This window comes from Pandoraea pnomenusa (genome assembly GCF_040391475.1).
In the GTDB taxonomy this organism is placed as follows: Bacteria; Pseudomonadota; Gammaproteobacteria; order Burkholderiales; family Burkholderiaceae; genus Pandoraea; species Pandoraea pnomenusa_C.
Genome location: NZ_JBEBXS010000014.1, coordinates 97,864 through 115,273, shown reverse-complemented (window position 1 = coordinate 115,273; position 17,410 = coordinate 97,864). Strand labels below are relative to the sequence as shown.

16 protein-coding genes are annotated in these 17,410 nt (G+C 65.6%); 14 read left to right on the top strand and 2 right to left on the bottom strand.

What is annotated here, in order from left to right:
• Positions 1 to 38: 38 nt before the first annotated feature.
• A complete protein-coding gene (locus tag ABWO90_RS16300) occupies positions 39 to 707 on the bottom strand; it encodes a VTT domain-containing protein (RefSeq protein ID WP_353192267.1) in 669 nt (222 codons plus the stop codon).
• Between the two features lie 268 nt (positions 708 to 975).
• Here ABWO90_RS16300 and mutL point away from each other — a divergent pair, with 268 nt between their 5' ends.
• The 9 genes from mutL (at position 976) to ABWO90_RS16255 (ending at position 11,945) form a co-directional block, all read left to right on the top strand.
• Entirely contained in the window at positions 976 to 3,033 is a 2,058-nt protein-coding gene (mutL, locus tag ABWO90_RS16295) for a DNA mismatch repair endonuclease MutL (RefSeq protein ID WP_502922633.1), read from the top strand.
• Between the two features lie 7 nt (positions 3,034 to 3,040).
• Positions 3,041 to 3,988 (top strand): tRNA (adenosine(37)-N6)-dimethylallyltransferase MiaA, encoded by a 948-nt coding sequence (gene miaA, locus ABWO90_RS16290; RefSeq protein WP_353192266.1) that lies wholly within the window; start codon positions 3,041 to 3,043, stop codon positions 3,986 to 3,988.
• Positions 3,989 to 4,305: 317 nt separating this feature from the next.
• On the top strand, positions 4,306 to 5,151 hold the full coding sequence (locus tag ABWO90_RS16285; protein ID WP_502922637.1) for an ABC transporter permease: 846 nt from the start codon (positions 4,306 to 4,308) through the stop codon (positions 5,149 to 5,151).
• A gap of 1 nt (position 5,152) precedes the next feature.
• On the top strand, positions 5,153 to 6,205 hold the full coding sequence (locus tag ABWO90_RS16280) for an ABC transporter ATP-binding protein (protein ID WP_353192264.1): 1,053 nt from the start codon (positions 5,153 to 5,155) through the stop codon (positions 6,203 to 6,205).
• A gap of 110 nt (positions 6,206 to 6,315) precedes the next feature.
• Positions 6,316 to 7,380 carry an extracellular solute-binding protein gene (locus ABWO90_RS16275; RefSeq protein WP_353192263.1) on the top strand — a complete coding sequence of 355 codons (1,065 nt, stop codon included), beginning with the start codon at positions 6,316 to 6,318 and terminating at the stop codon, positions 7,378 to 7,380.
• Positions 7,381 to 7,406: 26 nt separating this feature from the next.
• Complete coding sequence (locus tag ABWO90_RS16270; protein ID WP_353192262.1) at positions 7,407 to 8,318, top strand: ABC transporter permease; 912 nt, start codon at positions 7,407 to 7,409, stop codon at positions 8,316 to 8,318.
• Between the two features lie 101 nt (positions 8,319 to 8,419).
• Positions 8,420 to 9,616 carry a M24 family metallopeptidase gene (locus ABWO90_RS16265; protein WP_353192261.1) on the top strand — a complete coding sequence of 399 codons (1,197 nt, stop codon included), beginning with the start codon at positions 8,420 to 8,422 and terminating at the stop codon, positions 9,614 to 9,616.
• Positions 9,617 to 9,645: 29 nt separating this feature from the next.
• Entirely contained in the window at positions 9,646 to 10,887 is a 1,242-nt protein-coding gene (locus tag ABWO90_RS16260) for a metal-dependent hydrolase family protein (protein WP_353192260.1), read from the top strand.
• A 143-nt stretch (positions 10,888 to 11,030) separates the two neighbouring features.
• Positions 11,031 to 11,945, top strand: coding sequence for a LysR substrate-binding domain-containing protein (locus ABWO90_RS16255; protein WP_353192259.1), 915 nt, complete (start codon positions 11,031 to 11,033; stop codon positions 11,943 to 11,945).
• A 128-nt stretch (positions 11,946 to 12,073) separates the two neighbouring features.
• Here ABWO90_RS16255 and purM read toward each other — a convergent pair whose 3' ends face one another.
• On the bottom strand, positions 12,074 to 13,120 hold the full coding sequence (gene purM / locus ABWO90_RS16250; RefSeq protein ID WP_353192258.1) for a phosphoribosylformylglycinamidine cyclo-ligase: 1,047 nt from the start codon (positions 13,118 to 13,120) through the stop codon (positions 12,074 to 12,076).
• A gap of 146 nt (positions 13,121 to 13,266) precedes the next feature.
• Here purM and hda point away from each other — a divergent pair, with 146 nt between their 5' ends.
• From hda to ABWO90_RS16225, 5 genes are read left to right on the top strand one after another with little or no spacing between them, the layout of a single operon-like run.
• On the top strand, positions 13,267 to 13,977 hold the full coding sequence (hda, locus tag ABWO90_RS16245; RefSeq protein WP_353192257.1) for a DnaA regulatory inactivator Hda: 711 nt from the start codon (positions 13,267 to 13,269) through the stop codon (positions 13,975 to 13,977).
• Between the two features lie 30 nt (positions 13,978 to 14,007).
• Positions 14,008 to 14,688, top strand: coding sequence for a histidinol-phosphatase (locus tag ABWO90_RS16240; protein ID WP_353192256.1), 681 nt, complete (start codon positions 14,008 to 14,010; stop codon positions 14,686 to 14,688).
• Positions 14,685 to 16,217: a polynucleotide adenylyltransferase PcnB gene (gene pcnB, locus ABWO90_RS16235; protein WP_353192255.1), complete on the top strand. Its 1,533-nt coding sequence runs from the start codon at positions 14,685 to 14,687 to the stop codon at positions 16,215 to 16,217. The genes ABWO90_RS16240 and pcnB overlap by 4 nt, the downstream gene beginning before the upstream one ends.
• Positions 16,214 to 16,726, top strand: a complete 513-nt coding sequence (gene folK / locus ABWO90_RS16230) for a 2-amino-4-hydroxy-6-hydroxymethyldihydropteridine diphosphokinase (protein ID WP_353192254.1) — start codon at positions 16,214 to 16,216, stop codon at positions 16,724 to 16,726. The genes pcnB and folK overlap by 4 nt, the downstream gene beginning before the upstream one ends.
• On the top strand, positions 16,723 to 17,379 hold the full coding sequence (locus ABWO90_RS16225) for a deoxynucleoside kinase (RefSeq protein ID WP_353192253.1): 657 nt from the start codon (positions 16,723 to 16,725) through the stop codon (positions 17,377 to 17,379). The genes folK and ABWO90_RS16225 overlap by 4 nt, the downstream gene beginning before the upstream one ends.
• Positions 17,380 to 17,410: the final 31 nt, after the last annotated feature.

Genomic DNA, 17,410 nt, shown 5'->3' with positions numbered 1-17,410 from the left:
GCTCTGGGGCGAAGGTCTTCCCCCTCGCCCTATCAACCTTACTCGCCCTGAATCTGCGACGCGCGGCGACGGCCTCGCGTGAAGAGTTTCCACACGGCGCCAAGCGCGATGGGCACCACGGCGGCCGAGATCCCCACCAGCACGATGATGTTCAGGTACTGCTTGACGAACGGCAGGTTGCCGAACAGGTAACCGCCACCCACGAGCAGCAGCACCCAGATCAGCGCGCCGATCACGTTATAGAGCTGGAAACGCGCCCAGGACATGGCCGACACCCCTGCCACGAACGGGGCGAACGTGCGCACGATTGGGACAAAACGCGCCATCACGATGGTCTTGCCGCCGTGGTGTTCGTAGAAGTCGTGCGTCTTGCGAAGGGCGTCGCGATCGAGAAAACGCCAGTTTTTCTCGTACACGCGTGGCCCGATCTTCGAGCCGATCCAGTAATTGAGCGTGTTCCCCGTCACGGCCGCAATGAAAAGCAGGCCGCCGAGCAGCCACGGATCCATCGCGCCGGTGGCGGCGAATGCGCCGCCGATGAACAGCAGGGAATCGCCCGGGAGGAACGGAAACAGCACCAGTCCCGTTTCCACGAACACGATCAGGAAAAGGAACAGATATACCCAGTTTCCGTACTGATCGATAAACACGCCGAGGTGTTTATCGATATGGAGCACCATCTCCAGCAATTGCACCAAAGTATCCAAGACGATTCCTCAAGATAAAGGAGGCCGGCCCGTCCCTGCGGGCGCACGACGAGTCGCATCATACCAGCGCCGCCGTCGGGCGTCGTTAAGTCTGCGTGACGGTCGGCAGGGGGCTGATTCGGGCCGATCGGGGGCCGATCGGGGCCCGGCGAGCGCGCCCCACACCCCGCTACCTTCCCACAGGGAAATTAGTTGTGAATTAAGGGGTGTCGCACGCTGAAACGCCAGGCGATCTATGTCTTTGAGGGCACGCTTTATAATGGTTCCCATGTCTGCCACCCCGACCCCCGCTCCCGACGCGCAAGCCCCGGCCGCCGTGCCCGGCGCCCCGACGTCCGACGCCCCCGAGCGCCGCCCCGGCCCCATGCCGGCGGGCCTCGCCCCGGCGCGCGCCATCCGCGTGCTTCCCGACCAGTTGATCAGCCAGATCGCCGCCGGCGAGGTCGTCGAACGCCCGTCGTCCGTGGTCAAGGAACTGCTCGAAAACGCCCTCGACGCCGGCGCACAGGCACTCCAGATCAAGCTCGAAGAAGGTGGCGTGCGCCGCATCGCCATCACTGACGACGGTGGCGGCATGTCCGCCGAACAGTTGCCGCTGGCGCTTACCCGCCACGCCACGAGCAAGATTCGCACGCTCGACGAGCTTGAATCGGTGCTTACGCTCGGATTTCGGGGAGAAGCGCTGGCGTCCATCGCGTCGGTCGCGCAACTCACGCTGTCGAGCCGCCAGATCGATGCGCCGCATGCCACCGCCATCGACGGCAATACCGGCGCCCTCACCCCGGCCGCCGGCCCCGTGGGGACAACGGTCGACGTGCGCGACCTGTACTTCAACACGCCCGCGCGCCGCAAATTCCTGAAGACCGAGCAGACCGAGTTCGGCCACTGCATGGACGTGATCCGCCGCAGCGCGCTGGCGCGACCGGACGTCGGCTTCTCCATCCTGCACAACAACCGCGCCGTCGAGCACTGGAACGCTTCGGACGCCGCCACACGCGTCTCGCGAGTGCTCGGCAACGATTTCGCCGACGCCCACCTCGCGCTCGACGAAGGCGCCGCCGAACTTCGCCTGTCGGGCTTCGTCGGCCTGCCCACGGCCAGCCGCGGCCGCGCCGACCAGCAGTTCTTCTTCGTGAACGGCCGTTTCGTGCGCGACAAATTGCTCACGCACGCCGTGCGCGCCGCATATGAAGACGTGCTGCACGGCGACCGCTATCCGGCTTACGTGCTGTATTTCGAGCTGCCGCCGCAACTGGTCGACGTAAACGTTCACCCGTCGAAGATCGAAGTCCGCTTCCGCGATGCGCGCAGCGTGCACCAGTTCGTCTTTCACGCCGTGCAACGTGCGCTGTCTCGCGCGGCAGGCAGTGGCGGCGCAACGCATGCCGCTCACCTGACCGACGGCGGCGGCCTCGCGGCCGGTTCGGGCGGACTGGGTGGCGTGACGGGTGGTTTCGCGGGGGCGCGTCCTGCCGGCGGTTTCGGTACGCCCGGCGGCAGCAACTGGAACGCCCGCGCGCAGCAAGGCACGCTGCCAGTCGCCCAGCCGCTCTCCGTCTACGACAATCTGTTCGGACGCACCGCGCCGCCCGCGCCGCGCCCCTACGGCCAGCCCGGCGTGACCGATGCGCCCCCGCGCCCTTACCTGAACGACGGCGCCGCCACGGATGCGCAAGGTGGTTCGGCATTGACCGGCGGTCTCGAATCGGCGGGCACCGGTGCGCAAGACGTCATGTCGCTCGAACAGCCGCTCGGCTTCGCGCTCGGCCAGTTGCACGGCATCTACATCCTCGCGCAGAACGCCTACGGCCTCGTCCTCGTCGACATGCACGCCGCGCACGAACGCATTCTGTACGAGCGCTTCAAGCAGGCACTCGTCGAGCAAAGCGTGCCGGTACAGCCGTTGCTGATTCCCGTGACGTTCTTCGCCGATCCGGTCGAGATCGGCACGGCAGAAGAGCATCAGGAAACGCTCACCGCACTCGGCTTCGACCTCGCGGCGATGTCGCCGACGACGCTCGCGGTCCGCGCGATTCCCGCACTGCTCGATGGCGCGGACGCACAGGCGCTCGCGCGTGCCGTGCTCGCCGATCTGCGCCAGTACGGCGGCTCGCGCGTGCTCACGGAGCGTCAGCACGAACTGCTCGGCACACTCGCCTGCCACACGGCGGTGCGCGCCAACCGGCGTCTCACGCATGAAGAGATGAATGCGCTGCTGCGCCAGATGGAAGCGACGGAACGCGCCGACCAGTGCAATCACGGACGTCCCACCTGGTACCAGCTCACGCTCGGCGACCTCGACAAATTGTTCATGCGCGGACGTTGAGCGGTTCATGAAGGCACATCCCCCGATCGTCTGTCTGCTGGGCCCGACGGCTTCCGGCAAGACCGCCGCCGCGCTCGCGCTGGCACAAGAGACCCCGCTGGAGATCATCAGCGTCGACTCCGCACTCGTCTATCGCGAGATGGATATCGGCACGGCCAAGCCGAGCGCCGCCGAACTGGCGGCGGTCCCGCATCACCTGATCGACATCATCGATCCACGTGACGCTTACTCCGCCGCGCAGTTTCGCGAAGACGCACTACGTCTGGTCGACGAGATTGCCGCGCGCGGACACCGTCCGCTACTCGTTGGCGGCACGATGCTCTACTACAAGGCGCTCACGCAAGGCCTCTCACCGCTACCGTCGGCCGACGCACAAGTGCGTGCGAAACTCGACGAAGACGCCGCACGCGAAGGCTGGCCCGCGCTGCATGCGCGCCTGGCGAGCGTCGATCCGGTGACGGCCGCGCGCCTCGCACCGAACGACTCGCAACGCATTCAGCGCGCGCTGGAAATCTTCGAACTGTCGGGCAAGCCGATGTCGCAATGGCTGGCAGAACAAGCACAGTCGCCCGAAGCCGCTTCGGCACACACGTTCGTGCCTGTCGCACTCGAACCGGGCGACCGCTCGGTGCTCCACGCACGTATTGCCGAACGCTTTCGCCTGATGCTCGCGGCGGGCTTCGTCGAAGAAGTCGAACGCCTGCGCGCGCGCGGCGATCTCGACCCGGGCCTGCCGTCGATGCGTTGCGTCGGCTATCGACAGGTGTGGGAATACCTCGACGGCGAGACCGACTACGACACGATGCGCGACAAGGGGGTCTTCGCCACGCGTCAGTTGTGCAAACGCCAGCTCACGTGGTTGCGCTCGATGCCTGAGCGCCATATCGTCGACTGCACCGCCCCCGACGCTCCGCAACGCGCCCTCGCGACCGTGCGCGCACTCTGGCAAGCCTGAACGCCGCATCGCAAGCGATGTGCAACGCTTCACCGCAGACGCGGTGAAGCCAGCCGCTGCCTGGCGCGCGCCGTACGCGAAACGTGCGAAACACGCGACGCACTCGCCCTGCACCGCTCGCCGTCGCCTTCCGCGGTGCGAAACATGCCCCCTTCCCCAGTCATTCGTCTCGGTTGAAACCCTGACAGCTTTCCGGTTTGCATGTCGATTTTGATATGCTAATTTGCATATCAACGTTTCGAGCAATGCAAATTTGCATCGAATCCACGATACCGGGAAGAGCGCCAATGACGCAGACTTCGATGGAGCCGAGTGGGATGACGGGTGACGTGCTGCGGCTGCCGGCAGGCAGGCCGCGACGTGTACCGGTCGCGAAATGGGCTGTGCGGGCAGGCATCGCGCTGATCTATCTGTTCATGTTGAGCCCGCTCATCTTCGTGGTCTGGCTGAGCTTCTTCAAGGACGCGATCATCACGTTCCCGCCGAGCGGCTACACGGTCTCGTGGTACCTGAATGCCTGGCGCAACGCCGCCTTCGCCGACGGTTTCCTGCTCTCATTGCAACTCGCGGCATGCGCGGCCATCGGGGGCGTGATCCTCGGCGTGGCCGCCTCGCTCGCCATCGCGCGCTATCGCTTCCCCGGGCGCCGTACGCTCGGCAACGTGCTGTTGTTGCCGCTCGTCGTGCCGGGCATCGTAGCGGGCATTGCCACCTATCTCTTCTATCTGCGCGCCGAGAACACGCTCGACATGGACATCGTCGGCACGTTCGGCGGCCTCGTGATCGCGCACATCTGCCTGACCATTCCGTGGACGATGCGTCTCGTCGGCGCGAGTCTGGCGCAGATCGACGGCACCATCGAGGAAGCCGCCCGCAATCTCGGCGCGGGGCCGTGGCGCACGCTCTGGCGCGTGACACTCCCGATGCTGCGCCCGGCGATCGTTGCGGCCGTGCTGTTCAGCTTCATCGTGTCGTTCGAGAACCTCGAACTCACGCTGCCGCTCGTGGGCCCGGGCAAGACCACCCTGCCCATCGCGATCATGCAGTACCTCGAATTCAATCTCGATCCGACGATTGCCGCTGTTTCCGCGGCGCAGATCGTGCTGCTCGGCATCGTCATGCTGATCACCGATCGCTTCGTCAAACTCAGCCAGGTGATCTGACATGGCCAATGTTTCGCTTCGCGGACTGCGCAAGCAATACGGCAACGCCGCTGCCGTGACGGACTTTTCGCTGGAGATCGGCGAGGGTGAGCTCGTTGCGTTCCTCGGCCCGAGCGGCTGCGGCAAGACCACCACGCTGCGCATGGTCGCCGGATTCGTCGAGCCGACGGCCGGCGAAATCTGGATCGGCGGCAAGGAAGTCTCGCGCCTGCCACCGCACCGGCGCAACACGGGCATGGTGTTCCAGCGCTATGCGCTCTTCCCGCACATGACCGTGGCCGAGAACGTGGCGTTCGGGCTGGAGATGCGACGCGTGTCGAGCGCCGAGCGCGCCACGCGCATACGCGAGGCACTCGATATGGTGCGTCTCTCGCAACTCGCCGATCGCTATCCGCGCCAGCTCTCCGGCGGTCAGCAACAGCGCGTGGCGATTGCACGTGCCCTTGCGATCCGCCCCGACGTCTTCCTGCTAGACGAACCGCTCTCGAACCTCGACGCGAAGCTGCGCACCGAAGTCCGCGAGGAAATCCGCGCGTTGCAACGGCGTCTGGGCCTCACCACGATCTTCGTCACGCACGATCAGGAAGAAGCACTTGCCATCGCCGACCGTCTTGCCGTGATGCATGACGGCTGCGTGCAGCAGATCGGCACGGCCGATGCGCTCTACGAACGTCCGGCCAATCCGTTCGTCGCGAACTTCCTCGGCAAGATGAATTTCCTCGCAGGTCAGATGCACGACGGCCATTTCGTGACGGCCAAAGGCGAACGCCTCGCCCTCGCCGGCGCGACACCCGACGCCCGAACCCTCGGCATTCGCCCCGAGCGCCTGCGCTTGACCGATGCGCCCGCACACGACGAGACGGCCGTGCCCGTCACGGTCGATCAGACGATCTACCTCGGCTCGACGCTGGAGCTTCGCCTGAAGAGTCCGCAAGGCGAGACGCTCGTGGCGCACGTGCCCAACACAGCGCGCGACGACGCGGGCCGTTACGCGCCGGGACGCGCCCTCAAGGCGTGTTTCGCCAGTACCGATTGCCTGTTCTTCAACGCCTGACGACGCCACGACTGCCACCACAACGCTTCGATTTCTTCACGCCTCGATTTCTTCACGCTTCGCCCCCTACCTTGGCCAGTCGACTGGCCGACGTTTAGAAGGATGACGACATGACGCACGCCCTGAACCGCCGCACGTTCCTGAAGACCGCTTCCGGTCTGGTGATTGCCCCCGCGCTCGGCCTCGATGCCCTCTCGGCGCACGCGGCCGCTGCCTGCCCGAACGTGGTCGTCGGCACCTGGGGCGGCGACTACCTGAACCTGCTCGAACAAAACATCGCCAAGCCGATCATCGAGCCCGCCGGCGGCAAGGTGACGTACGACTCGGCGGGTCAGGTCGAGCGCATGACGAAGCTGCGCGCCGAGAAGGCGTCACGTCGCGGCTCGCTCGATGTCGCCTGTCTGGCCGATCTCGATATGTACGACATCAACCGCTCGGGCATTCTCGAAGCGGTCGACGCCAAGCTCGTGCCCAACCTGGCGAACACGCTGGAATCGCTGCGCCGCCCGTACTCGATCCCGCACATCTTCAGCGCGATGGTGATCGTCTACAACCCGGAGAAGCTCGGCACGAAACCCGACTCGTTCACGACCGCACTCGATCCGAAGCTCAAGGGCAAGGTCGGCTTTTCGGACATCCTTTACAACTTCAACGTGGTGAGCAGCTCGCTCGCGGCCGGGCACAAGGACGGCGACATGGCCGGCGGCGTGCAATTCCTGCGTGAACTGCGCAAGACGCAGCAGCCCAAGGTCTATCCGTCGAACGAAGCGGTGGCGTCTGCGCTCAAGAGCGGCGATATCTGGTTCACCTGCATGTGGAAAGCGCGCGCGCTGCAATGGAAGAAGGCCGGGGTGCCCATCGAGTACGTCGTGCCCAAGGAAGGCGCGGTGCCGGTCACGTTCGAGGCCGCCGTGCCGAAGAACTCGCAATCCAAGGCGTGCGGCTTCAACTATCTGAACGCGATGCTCGACCCGCGCGCGCAGATCGGCTTTGCCGAAACGATGGGCTACGCGCCGACCGTGAAGAACGCGAACCTGCCGCCGTCGCTGCAGCAAAGTGTGGGCTTCACGAGCGCCGAACTCGATCGCATGGTCAAGCTCGACTATGCCCGCTTTACCGCCGAGAAGCCTGCGTTGCTCGACTTCTGGAACAAGGAATTCAAGGTGGGGCTGTGAACGTCGCCGCCCCACCGGAGCCAGCGATGAATTCGCGCACCGCTTCGCCTCACGCCTCACGGGCCGCCAGCGCACGCGCGCTGCGCGGCGCCTTCACGGGCGGCTCGCTCGCCACACCGGCCACGCTCGTCGTGCTGCTGGTGATCGTGCTGCCCGGTCTGCAACTCGTACGGTACAGCTTCAACCGGTTCGACCCCGTCGACATGATGCAGGCGGCGTTGACCGTCGAGAACTACCTCAAGTTCTTCACCGATCCGTACTACCTGTCGGTGCTGTGGACGACGATCAAGGTGGCCTCGCTGTGCACTGCGCTCGCGCTCGTGTTCGGCTTTCCGGTCGCCTATGTGCTCGCCCGCACGCAGAGCCGTTTCAAGAGCCTGCTCGTGATGCTGCTGGTCTTCCCGCTGCTCGTGGGCAACGTGGTGCGCGCCGCAGGCTGGATGGTCATGCTCGGCAACGCCGGGTTCGTCAATTCGCTGCTTGTCTCGCTGGGCATCGTGCCGCAACCGGTGCGCTTGCTGTACACGCCGTTTGCCGTCGTCGTGGGCACCACGGCCGTGGTGTTGCCGTACATGATCCTCACGTTGCAGAGCGTGCTCGAAGGCATGGACTTCTCCGTCGAGGAGGCCGCGCGAAATCTCGGTGCCACGTTCTGGCAGACGCTCATGCGCGTGCTCCTGCCGATGGCTGCACCGGGCATCGCGGCAGGCACCATGCTCGTGTTCATCCTTTGCATGAACGCCTATGCCACGCCGGTCCTGCTCGGCGGCACCGGCATCACGATGATGACGCCCACGATCTACGACCAGATTGCCAAAGCGAACAACTGGCCGTTCGGCGCGGTGCTCTCCATCGTCTCGATGGTCGTGACATTCGCGCTCGCCATCGCCTCGCACTGGGTCATCCATCGCCGTTACGCGAAGACGATGATGACCTGACGTTCCGAATGCTTACCGCATTGTCCGACGCGACCGGCGCGCAGGCGCCGAACGCGCGGCAATGGATTTGAACGCCATGACAAGGACAGGAGAACCCCGCCATGCCAACGCTTTCCGACGCGACACGTCAGTACCGCCGCAACCTCATGAACGACCTGATGGACCGAACGCGCGTCGATGCGCTCGTGTTCACCGCCGCCGACTTCTTCCAGTGGGCGACCAACTTCCACGTCGACGTACAGACGTGGGAGCGCCCCATTGCCGTGTGCGTGCCACGCAACGGCGAGCCGTTCGCCGTGATGAACGAACTCTCCACGCATCATCTGATGATGGCCAGGGAGCGTCATCATCTCTGGCTCGATCTCACGCGCGTCACCCTCTACGCCGAACACCCGCGCGTGACGCAACGTCAACCGCTGCTCGCCGAAGTGCCCGCGCTCATCGCCGACACGCTGCGCGCTGCCGGTCTGGGCAACTCGCGCATCGGCGTCGATGCCGCTGGCGGGCCCCTCGCCCGAGCCGGGGCGATGCTGCCGGATGCAAAGTTCGTCCCGATGCTCGCCGAGATGCGTGGGCTGCGCTGGGTCAAGCACGAGGAAGAGATCGCGATCATGCGCGCTGCCGCCGAGCTTGCCGACTGGGTGCAGGAGCGCTATCGCGAGAACATTCGTCCGGGGCGTCTGGTTCAGGAACTCGACTACTCGATGGCCGCGCTCATGGTGACCGAAGGCGCGAAGCGTTTTCCCGGCGAGAACCTCGAAGTGATGCGCTGCTGGACGCTTTCCGGCCCGGCATCGGCCTCCCCACACGGTGACGGTGCGTCCTGCGGCGCGCGCATCAGCGAGGGCGACGGCATGGTGAACATCGTGATTCCGCGTCTGAACGGCCTGGTCATCGAGAACGAGCGCACGTGGTTCTGCGGCAAGCCGTCGAGCGAACAAGCGCGCTTCTATGAGGTCGCGCGCGCGGCCAATGAAGCCGCCGTCGGCGCAGCCGTCACGGGCCAGCCCGTTTCCGGCATCGATGCCGCCGCGCAGGCGGTGATCGAGAAAGCGGGATGCGGCGAGTACATCCGCCACCGCACCGGGCACGGCATGGGCATCATCGGCCACGAGTATCCGGACGACATGGCGTTCAACCACCGACCGCTGCTGGCCAACGAGGTCTACTCCGCCGAGCCGGGCATCTACGTCTACGGACTGGGCGGCTTCCGTCTGGACGACTCGGTCGTCACCGGCGACACCCCGCTGATGCTTACGCGCACCCCGCGCACGCTCGCTCACGCCACGATCGATTGAGCCGCACACCACATCCCGGAGGAGAGGTCATGGAGTCGATTCTGCTGTCGAACTGCGCGTTGCTGGACCCGGTCAAGGGCGAACTGCGCGAGGATCACGCCGTTCTGATCGAGAACGGACGCATCAAGGAAGTCTCGGACAAACCCATCCGCACGCAGGCCGCGCGCGAGATCGATGCCCACGGGCGCACCGTCATGCCCGGGCTCATCGATCTGCACGTTCACGTGCACGCCACGCAACTCAACCTGGCGGCGCAGGCGCATCTGCCCAACGTGCTGGTCACGCTAAAGTCCGTGCCGATTCTGCAAGGCATGCTGCGCCGGGGCTTCACGACCGTGCGCGATGCGGGCGGTGCGGGGCACGCCATCAAGCACGCGGTCGAGAGCGGGCTGGCCGAAGGGCCGCGCCTGTTCGTGTCGGGCCGGGCCATCAGCCAGACCGGCGGACACGGCGACGGACGTGCACGCACCGACTACATCGGCACCGACGGCCCATGCCCGTGCTGCGTGCGCGTGGGGGCGCTGTCGCGTGTGGCCGACGGCGTGGACGAAGTGCGCCGCGCCGTGCGCGAAGAACTGCAAATGGGCGCCGACCAGATCAAGATCATGGCCTCGGGCGGCGTGGCCTCCCCGACCGACCCCGTGGGCGCCTGGGGTTATTCGGAAGACGAGATCCGTGCGATCGTCGCCGAGGCGCGCGGGCGTGGCACGTACGTGCTTGCGCACGCCTACACCGCCGCCGCCATCGAGCGTGCCGTGCGCTGCGGCGTGCGCACCATCGAACACGGCAACCTGGTCGATGCCCCCACGGCGCGGTTCATGGCCGAACAAGGCGCCTTTGTCGTTCCCACACTGGTGACCTACGACGCGCTGGCCAACGAAGGCAAGTCGCTCGGCTTGCCGGACGACAGCGTGGCGAAAATTGCCGATGTCCACGCAGCGGGCATGCGCTCGCTGGAGATCTTCCGCGACGCGGGCGTCAAGATGGGATACGGCTCCGATCTGCTCGGTGAATCGCAGCGTCTGCAAAGCGACGAGTTCCGTCTGCGCGCCGAAGTGCTCACCCCTGCGGAGATTCTGCGCAGTGCGACGGTCGTCGGCGCCGAGGTGCTCGGCCAGTCCGGACAACTGGGCGAGATCGTGCCCGGCGCGCATGCCGACGTGCTGATCGTCGACGGCAATCCGCTCGCGTCCCTCGACTGCCTGCTCGGTCAGGGGGAGCAGATTCCGATGGTGATGAAGGGCGGTAGAATCCACGCTTTCGCGCTGTAAGGCGATGGTTGCCGGGCGAACGGGCGTCTCGACGGGCGCCGTGCCCGGCGCTCGCCCCCGCCCTCGCGGTCCGGCACCGCACCGATCGCCGATCCGGGCGCCTGCGCGCGCGGCGAACACGCTAACCCTTCCGTGGAGAATCGATGGATTTCCGGCACATCGACGCCTTTCGGGCGCTGATGCTCACACGCACGACCACCAAGGCCGCACAGGTGCTCGGCACGTCGCAGTCTGCGGTCAGCCGTCTCGTGGCCGATCTCGAACGCTCGACGCGTCTCACGCTGTTCGACCGGGCGCGCGGCCGGCTCGAACCCACGGCCGAGGCGTTCGCGCTGTTCGAAGAGGTGGAGCGGCGTTACGCCGGGCTCGACAACATTCGCGAGTTCGCGCTGAATCTGCGCAATCCCGACCGCGCCGTCATTCGCGTGGGGTCGGTGGTCTCGTTCGGCTTGGGCTTCTCCGCCCGCGTGATGGCCGGCTACCGCGCGCTGCACCCAAGCGTTCAACTGGCGTTGACGACCGGCGCGTCGGACCTGATTCGCGATCAGGTCGTGACACATCAGTTGGCCCTCGGCCTCGTGACCGACACCATCGACGTGGCGGCAACCGACGCCGTCTCCTTTGCCAAGCTCGATGCCATCTGTGCGCTGCCCGCCGGTCACCCGCTCGCGCGCAAGCGCGTGGTGAAACTGGCCGATCTGAAGGGGCAGCCGATTTTGTCCTACGAACCGACGGACATGATTCGCTGGGGCATGGATCAACTCTTCGCCGACGGGAATCTGCATGAGCAGGTCGTCGCGACCGCGCGTTACTCGATCAATATCGGCACGATGGTCAAGGAGAACGTGGGCATCGGGTTGCTGCACCCGGTATCGGCCTACGACTTCCTGGACTCGAACCTCGTGTTGCGCCGCTTCGAGCCGTCGATGCCGTTTCACACGCTGCGCATCACGCCGCGTGCCGCCGCCCCCAGCAGCCAGCTCGACGATCTCGTGCGCGTGATGGAAACCACGCTCGACGAGGTGCTGCGCGCCGTCGAGGCAAGAATGAAGGCCTGACGTCCGACGGGAGGCCGCCTCTCGCCGCTCGCCGAACCAACAAAAAGCCCGCCGAGGTTTCTCCCGGCGGGCTTTTGCGATTTCCAACGACGCAGGGCGCTGTGCTGCCTCGCGCCCTCGCAGGTGGCTTACGACACGATCGTCTGTGCTTCGCCTTCCTTGCGCTCGCGGATCGTGCCAAGACGGTAGACCGTCTCGCCCGCGTCTTTGAGTTGCTGCATGGCGGCGTCGGCGTCGGCTGCCGACACGATCACTGCCATGCCGATACCGCAGTTGAACACGCGGTGCATTTCGGCGTCGGCCACCTTGCCGTGCGCCTGCAGCCACTGGAACAGCGGCGGCAGGGTCCAGGCGTCCTTCGAGATGTCGGCCGTCAGGTGGTCCTGCAGCACGCGCGGAATGTTCTCGACGATGCCGCCGCCGGTGATGTGGGCCATGCCCTTGACCGTCAGCGTCTGCATCAGCGCGAGCAGCGGCTTCACGTAGATGCGCGTGGGCGCCATCAGCACGTCTCGCAGCGGTTGGCCGTGGAAGTCGGCGTCCAGATCCGGCTTCGCGACTTCGATGATCTTGCGAACCAGCGAATAGCCGTTCGAATGCGCGCCCGACGAGGCCAGGCCCAGCACCACGTCGCCCGGCACGATGGACTTGCCGTCGATGATCTTGCTCTTTTCCACCGCACCGACCGCGAAACCGGCCAGGTCGTACTCGCCGTCCGGGTACATGCTCGGCATTTCGGCCGTTTCACCGCCGATCAGCGCGCAGCCGGCCAGCTCGCAGCCCTGGGCGATGCCCTTGACGACGGTCGCGGCCGTGGCCACGTCCAGCTTGCCGCAGGCGAAGTAGTCCAGGAAGAACAGCGGCTCGGCGCCTTGCACCAGAATGTCGTTCACGCTCATGGCGACCAGATCCTGGCCGACCGTGTCGTGCTTGTTCAGGGTGAAAGCCAGCTTGAGCTTGGTGCCCACGCCGTCGGTCCCCGAAACGAGCACCGGCTCCTTGTAGCGCTTGGGCACTTCGAACAGTGCGCCGAAGCCGCCAATGCCGCCCAGCACGCCGTCGCGCAGGGTTTTCTTGGCAAACGGCTTGATCGCTTCGACCAGCGCGTCGCCCGCTTCGATGTCGACGCCAGCGTCGCGATAGGAAAGGCCGGAAGTTTCGTTAGGGTGTGACATGACGGGAATGCATCAAGGTTCGGTAAAATGCGATTTTACCCGATGCGCGAGTCCTTTCGGCACGCAAACCGGATATCGGACGCCGGATGACCCCGGCGTGCCCCGTAAACCGTACTCTGCCGGCCTGTTGCCGGCTTTCTTCGTTCGTGATCCAGCAACTGTATCTCGACCTCGGCACGCCGCCGCCCGCCACGTTCGACAATTTCATTGTCGGGCCCAATCGCGAGGTGGCGCTCACGCTCGCCGGCCTGAGCGCCGAATTGTCGGCCGGCACCGCGCGCGACCGTGGCATCTACCTCTGGGGAACGGCCGGGTCCGGGCGTACCCACCTGATGGAGGCCCTGTGCCACGCCGTCGGCCCGAGCGCGCGCTATTTGCGCCCGAACAGCCCGCTGGCCGCCTTCACGTTCGACGAGGCGAGCACGGTCTACTGCGTCGACGACTGCGACAACCTGTCGGCGACCCAGCAGATTGCCGCGTTCAACCTGTTCAACGAGACCCGCGCCCGCCCGCATTGCGCTTTCGTGGCCGCCGGCTCGCAGCCCCCGGTCGACATGCCGCTGCGCGAAGACCTGCGCACCCGCCTCGGCTGGGGTCTGGTATTTCACATTGTGGGACTCGACGACGAGGGCAAGAAGCAGGCGCTGCAAAATGCCGCGCGTGAGCGCGGCTTGCAGCTCGCGGCCGATGTCCCGGCCTATCTGCTGACCCACTTCCAGCGCGACATGTCGAGCCTGATGGCCTTGCTCGACCGCCTGGACCGATTTTCGATGGAACAAAAGCGCGCGGTGACCTTGCCGTTGCTGCGCCAGATGCTCACCCACACCGATCCTGCCTCCCCCGACGGCAAAAACTGACCGGTGTTAGCTTCAGGTAAAATTCGCGCAATGACCAATTTAGCTCTCTTCGATCTGGACCACACCCTGCTGCCTACGGACAGCGACAAGGAGTGGGGCCGCTTTCTCGTGCGCCAGGGCGCGGTCGAGCGCGACTCGTACGCGCAGGCCAACGAGGCCTTCTATCAGGATTACCGCGCGGGCCGGCTCGACATGCCGGCCTATCTGCGTTTCTGCCTGGCGCCGCTCGCCCGCTACCCGCGCGATCAGCTCGACGCCTGGCACGCGCAGTACATGGAAGAAGCGATCTTGCCGCACGTGCGTCCGGAAGCGCTCGAACTGCTCGATACGCACCGCAAGGCAGGCGATCTGTGTGCGATCGTCACGGCCACGAACACGTTCGTCACGCGCCCGATCGCCAAGGCCTTCGGCGTGGATCATCTGATCGGCACCGAACCGGCCACCGCCGGCGACGACCCGAACGCGCGCTATACCGGCGAATACGTGGGCACGCCGAGCTTCCGCGAAGGCAAGATCACCCGTACTGAAGCGTGGCTCGCCAGCCTGGGCAAGACCTGGGCCGACTTCGACCACGCATTTTTCTACAGCGATTCCGCCAACGACGTCCCCCTGATGGAGAAGGTGAACCATCCGGTGGCAACGAACCCTGATGAGGCGCTGCGCGAAATCGCGCTGGCGCGTCGCTGGCCCATTCTCGAGTTGTTCCAGTGATCCGCAAACTCATCAAGAAGCTGCTGGGCAAAGACGGCCAGACCAACGGCGGCGCAGGCAGCCCGCCCGCCCCCGGCATGCCGGTCGTCATTCCCGTCTCCGTGCACGGTATCGATCCGAGCCTGCTCTCGAAGAACGCCGTGCGCGTGACCGACACGCTGCAACAGGCCGGCTTCAAGGCCTTCATCGTCGGCGGCGCCGTGCGCGACCTGCTCCTGGGCATCGCGCCGAAGGACTTCGACGTGGCCACGAGCGCCACGCCCGAACAGGTGCAGCGGCTGTTCCGCCGTGCGCGCATCATCGGACGCCGCTTCCAGATCGTGCACGTGCAGTTCGGACAGGAAATCATCGAAACCTCGACGTTCCGCGCGCTGGTCGAAGCGGTCGATAGCGAGCAGATCGGTGCGCGCCGTCCGAAAAAGGGCGAGCTTGATCGAAAGACGCACGTCACCGACGAATCGGGTCGTGTGCTGCGCGACAACGTCTGGGGCGAGCAGGACGAAGACGCCGCCCGGCGCGATTTCACCGTCAACGCCATGTATTACGACCCGGCGACGCAGACGGTGCACGATTACCACCGTGGCTGGGAAGATATCCAGAAGCGCGTGCTGCGCATGATCGGCGATCCGGCGACACGCTATCGCGAAGATCCGGTGCGCATGCTGCGCGTGGTGCGCTTCGCGGCCAAGCTCGGCTTCAAGATCGACGAGGCCACCGCGGCACCGATTCATCAGCTCGCGCCGCTCATCGACAACGTGCCGGCGGCGCGTCTGTTCGACGAGATGCTCAAGCTGCTGCTCTCGGGCCATGCCTGGGCCTGCGTGCAGCAACTGCGCACGCAAGGTCTGCATCATGGATTGCTGCCGCTGCTCGACGTGGTGCTGGAGCAGCCGCTGGGCGAGAAGTTCGTCACGCTCGCACTCGCCAACACCGACGCACGGATTCGCGCAGGCAAGCCGGTGTCGCCGGGCTTCCTGTTCGCTGCGCTCCTGTGGCACCTCGTGCTCGAGAAGTGGCAGGCCTATCAGAGCGCGGGCGAATATCCGATTCCTGCACTGCATCTCGCGATGGACGACGTGCTCGACGCGCAAACGGGCAAGCTGGCGATCCAGCGCCGTTTCGTCGCCGACATGAAGGAAATCTGGGGCTTGCAGGTGCGTCTGGACAAACGCGTCGGTCGCACGCCGCTGCGGCTGCTCGAGCATCCGCGCCTGCGCGCCGGTTACGACTTCCTGCTGCTGCGTTGCGAGTCGGGTGAAGTCCCGGCCGAAGCAGGTCAGTGGTGGACGGACTTCCTCGAGGGCGACGCCGCCACACGCGACACGTTGCTCGCGCAAGGCAGCGGCTCGGGCAGTACTCCGGCGGCCAAGCGCCGTCGCCGTCGTCGCAAGCCGGGCGGCGGACGCGGGGGTGAAGGCTCGGGTGGCGAGCACAACGAGCGCGAAGGCGGCGGCAATGAGAATGCCGCCAGCGAGAATCAGGGCAAGCGGGTATCATCGCGACAGCATGGTTCCGAAGGTGCTTCATGACTGTTGCCTATATCGGGCTCGGCGCGAATCTCGGCGACGCCCGCCAATCGATCAAGGACGCCGTGGTGTGTCTGGCGCAGCAGATCGGCGTCACCATCATCGGTAAATCCGATCTGTACCGCACCGCGCCCATCGACTCGAGCGGCGACGACTATCTCAATTGTGCCGTCGCCGTCGAGACCAGCCTCACGGCGCGCCAGTTGCTCGCGCTCTGCCTGAAGATCGAATTGCATTTCGGACGGGAGCGGCCGTACAAGAACGCGCCGCGCACGCTCGATCTCGACCTGTTGCTCTACGGCGACGAACGCATCGCCGAACCCGACCTGATCGTGCCGCATCCGCGCATGGCCCTGCGTGCCTTCGTACTGCGCCCGCTCGCCGATCTCGCTCCCGAACTCGACATCCCCGGTGTGGGACGCGTGAGCGCTCTGCTCACCGACGTCGCCGACCAGCGCATCGAGCGCGTCGCGCAGTGTTGCTGCCCGACGAAGCGCGCCTACGCCTCATGAGATCTCCCGTCCTCGGGCGTTTCCGCTATCTGGCGGTCGAAGGCCCCGTCGGCGTCGGCAAGACCTCGCTCACACAGCGCCTGGCCGATGCCGCCGGCGCCGACGTGATGCTCGAGCAGCCGGCGCTCAATCCGTTTCTCGAACGTTTCTATCGCGACAGCGCCCGCTATGCGTTGCCCGCGCAACTGTCGTTCTGTCTGCAGCGTGTGGACGAAGCGACGGAAATCGCGCGTCGCGAAATCGACGGCAAGCCGATCTTCACCGACTTCCTGCCGGAGAAGGACAGCCTGTTCGCCCGCCTCACGTTGTCCGCCGACGAGCTCGACCTGTACCGCAAGCTCGTGGCACACATCGAGCGTCCGCATCGCGCACCGGATCTCGTGATTCATTTGCAGGCCAGTCCCGAAACGCTGTTCGCTCGCATCCAGAAGCGCGCGATTCCGATGGAGCAGCAGATCCCGGACACTTATCTGCGCGCGTTGTGCGACATCTACGGCGAATTCTTCTATCATTACGCCGCAGCGCCGGTATTGACTGTCGACACCGAACAGTTCGACCCGGCGCACAACGACAGCGACTTCGCCCTGCTGGTCGAGCGCATCGATCAGATGCGCGGACGCAAGGAAGTCTTCGTCAAGGGCGCCCGCCCCTGATCGTCTCCCGAGATTCGTCGATTGCGCGCCC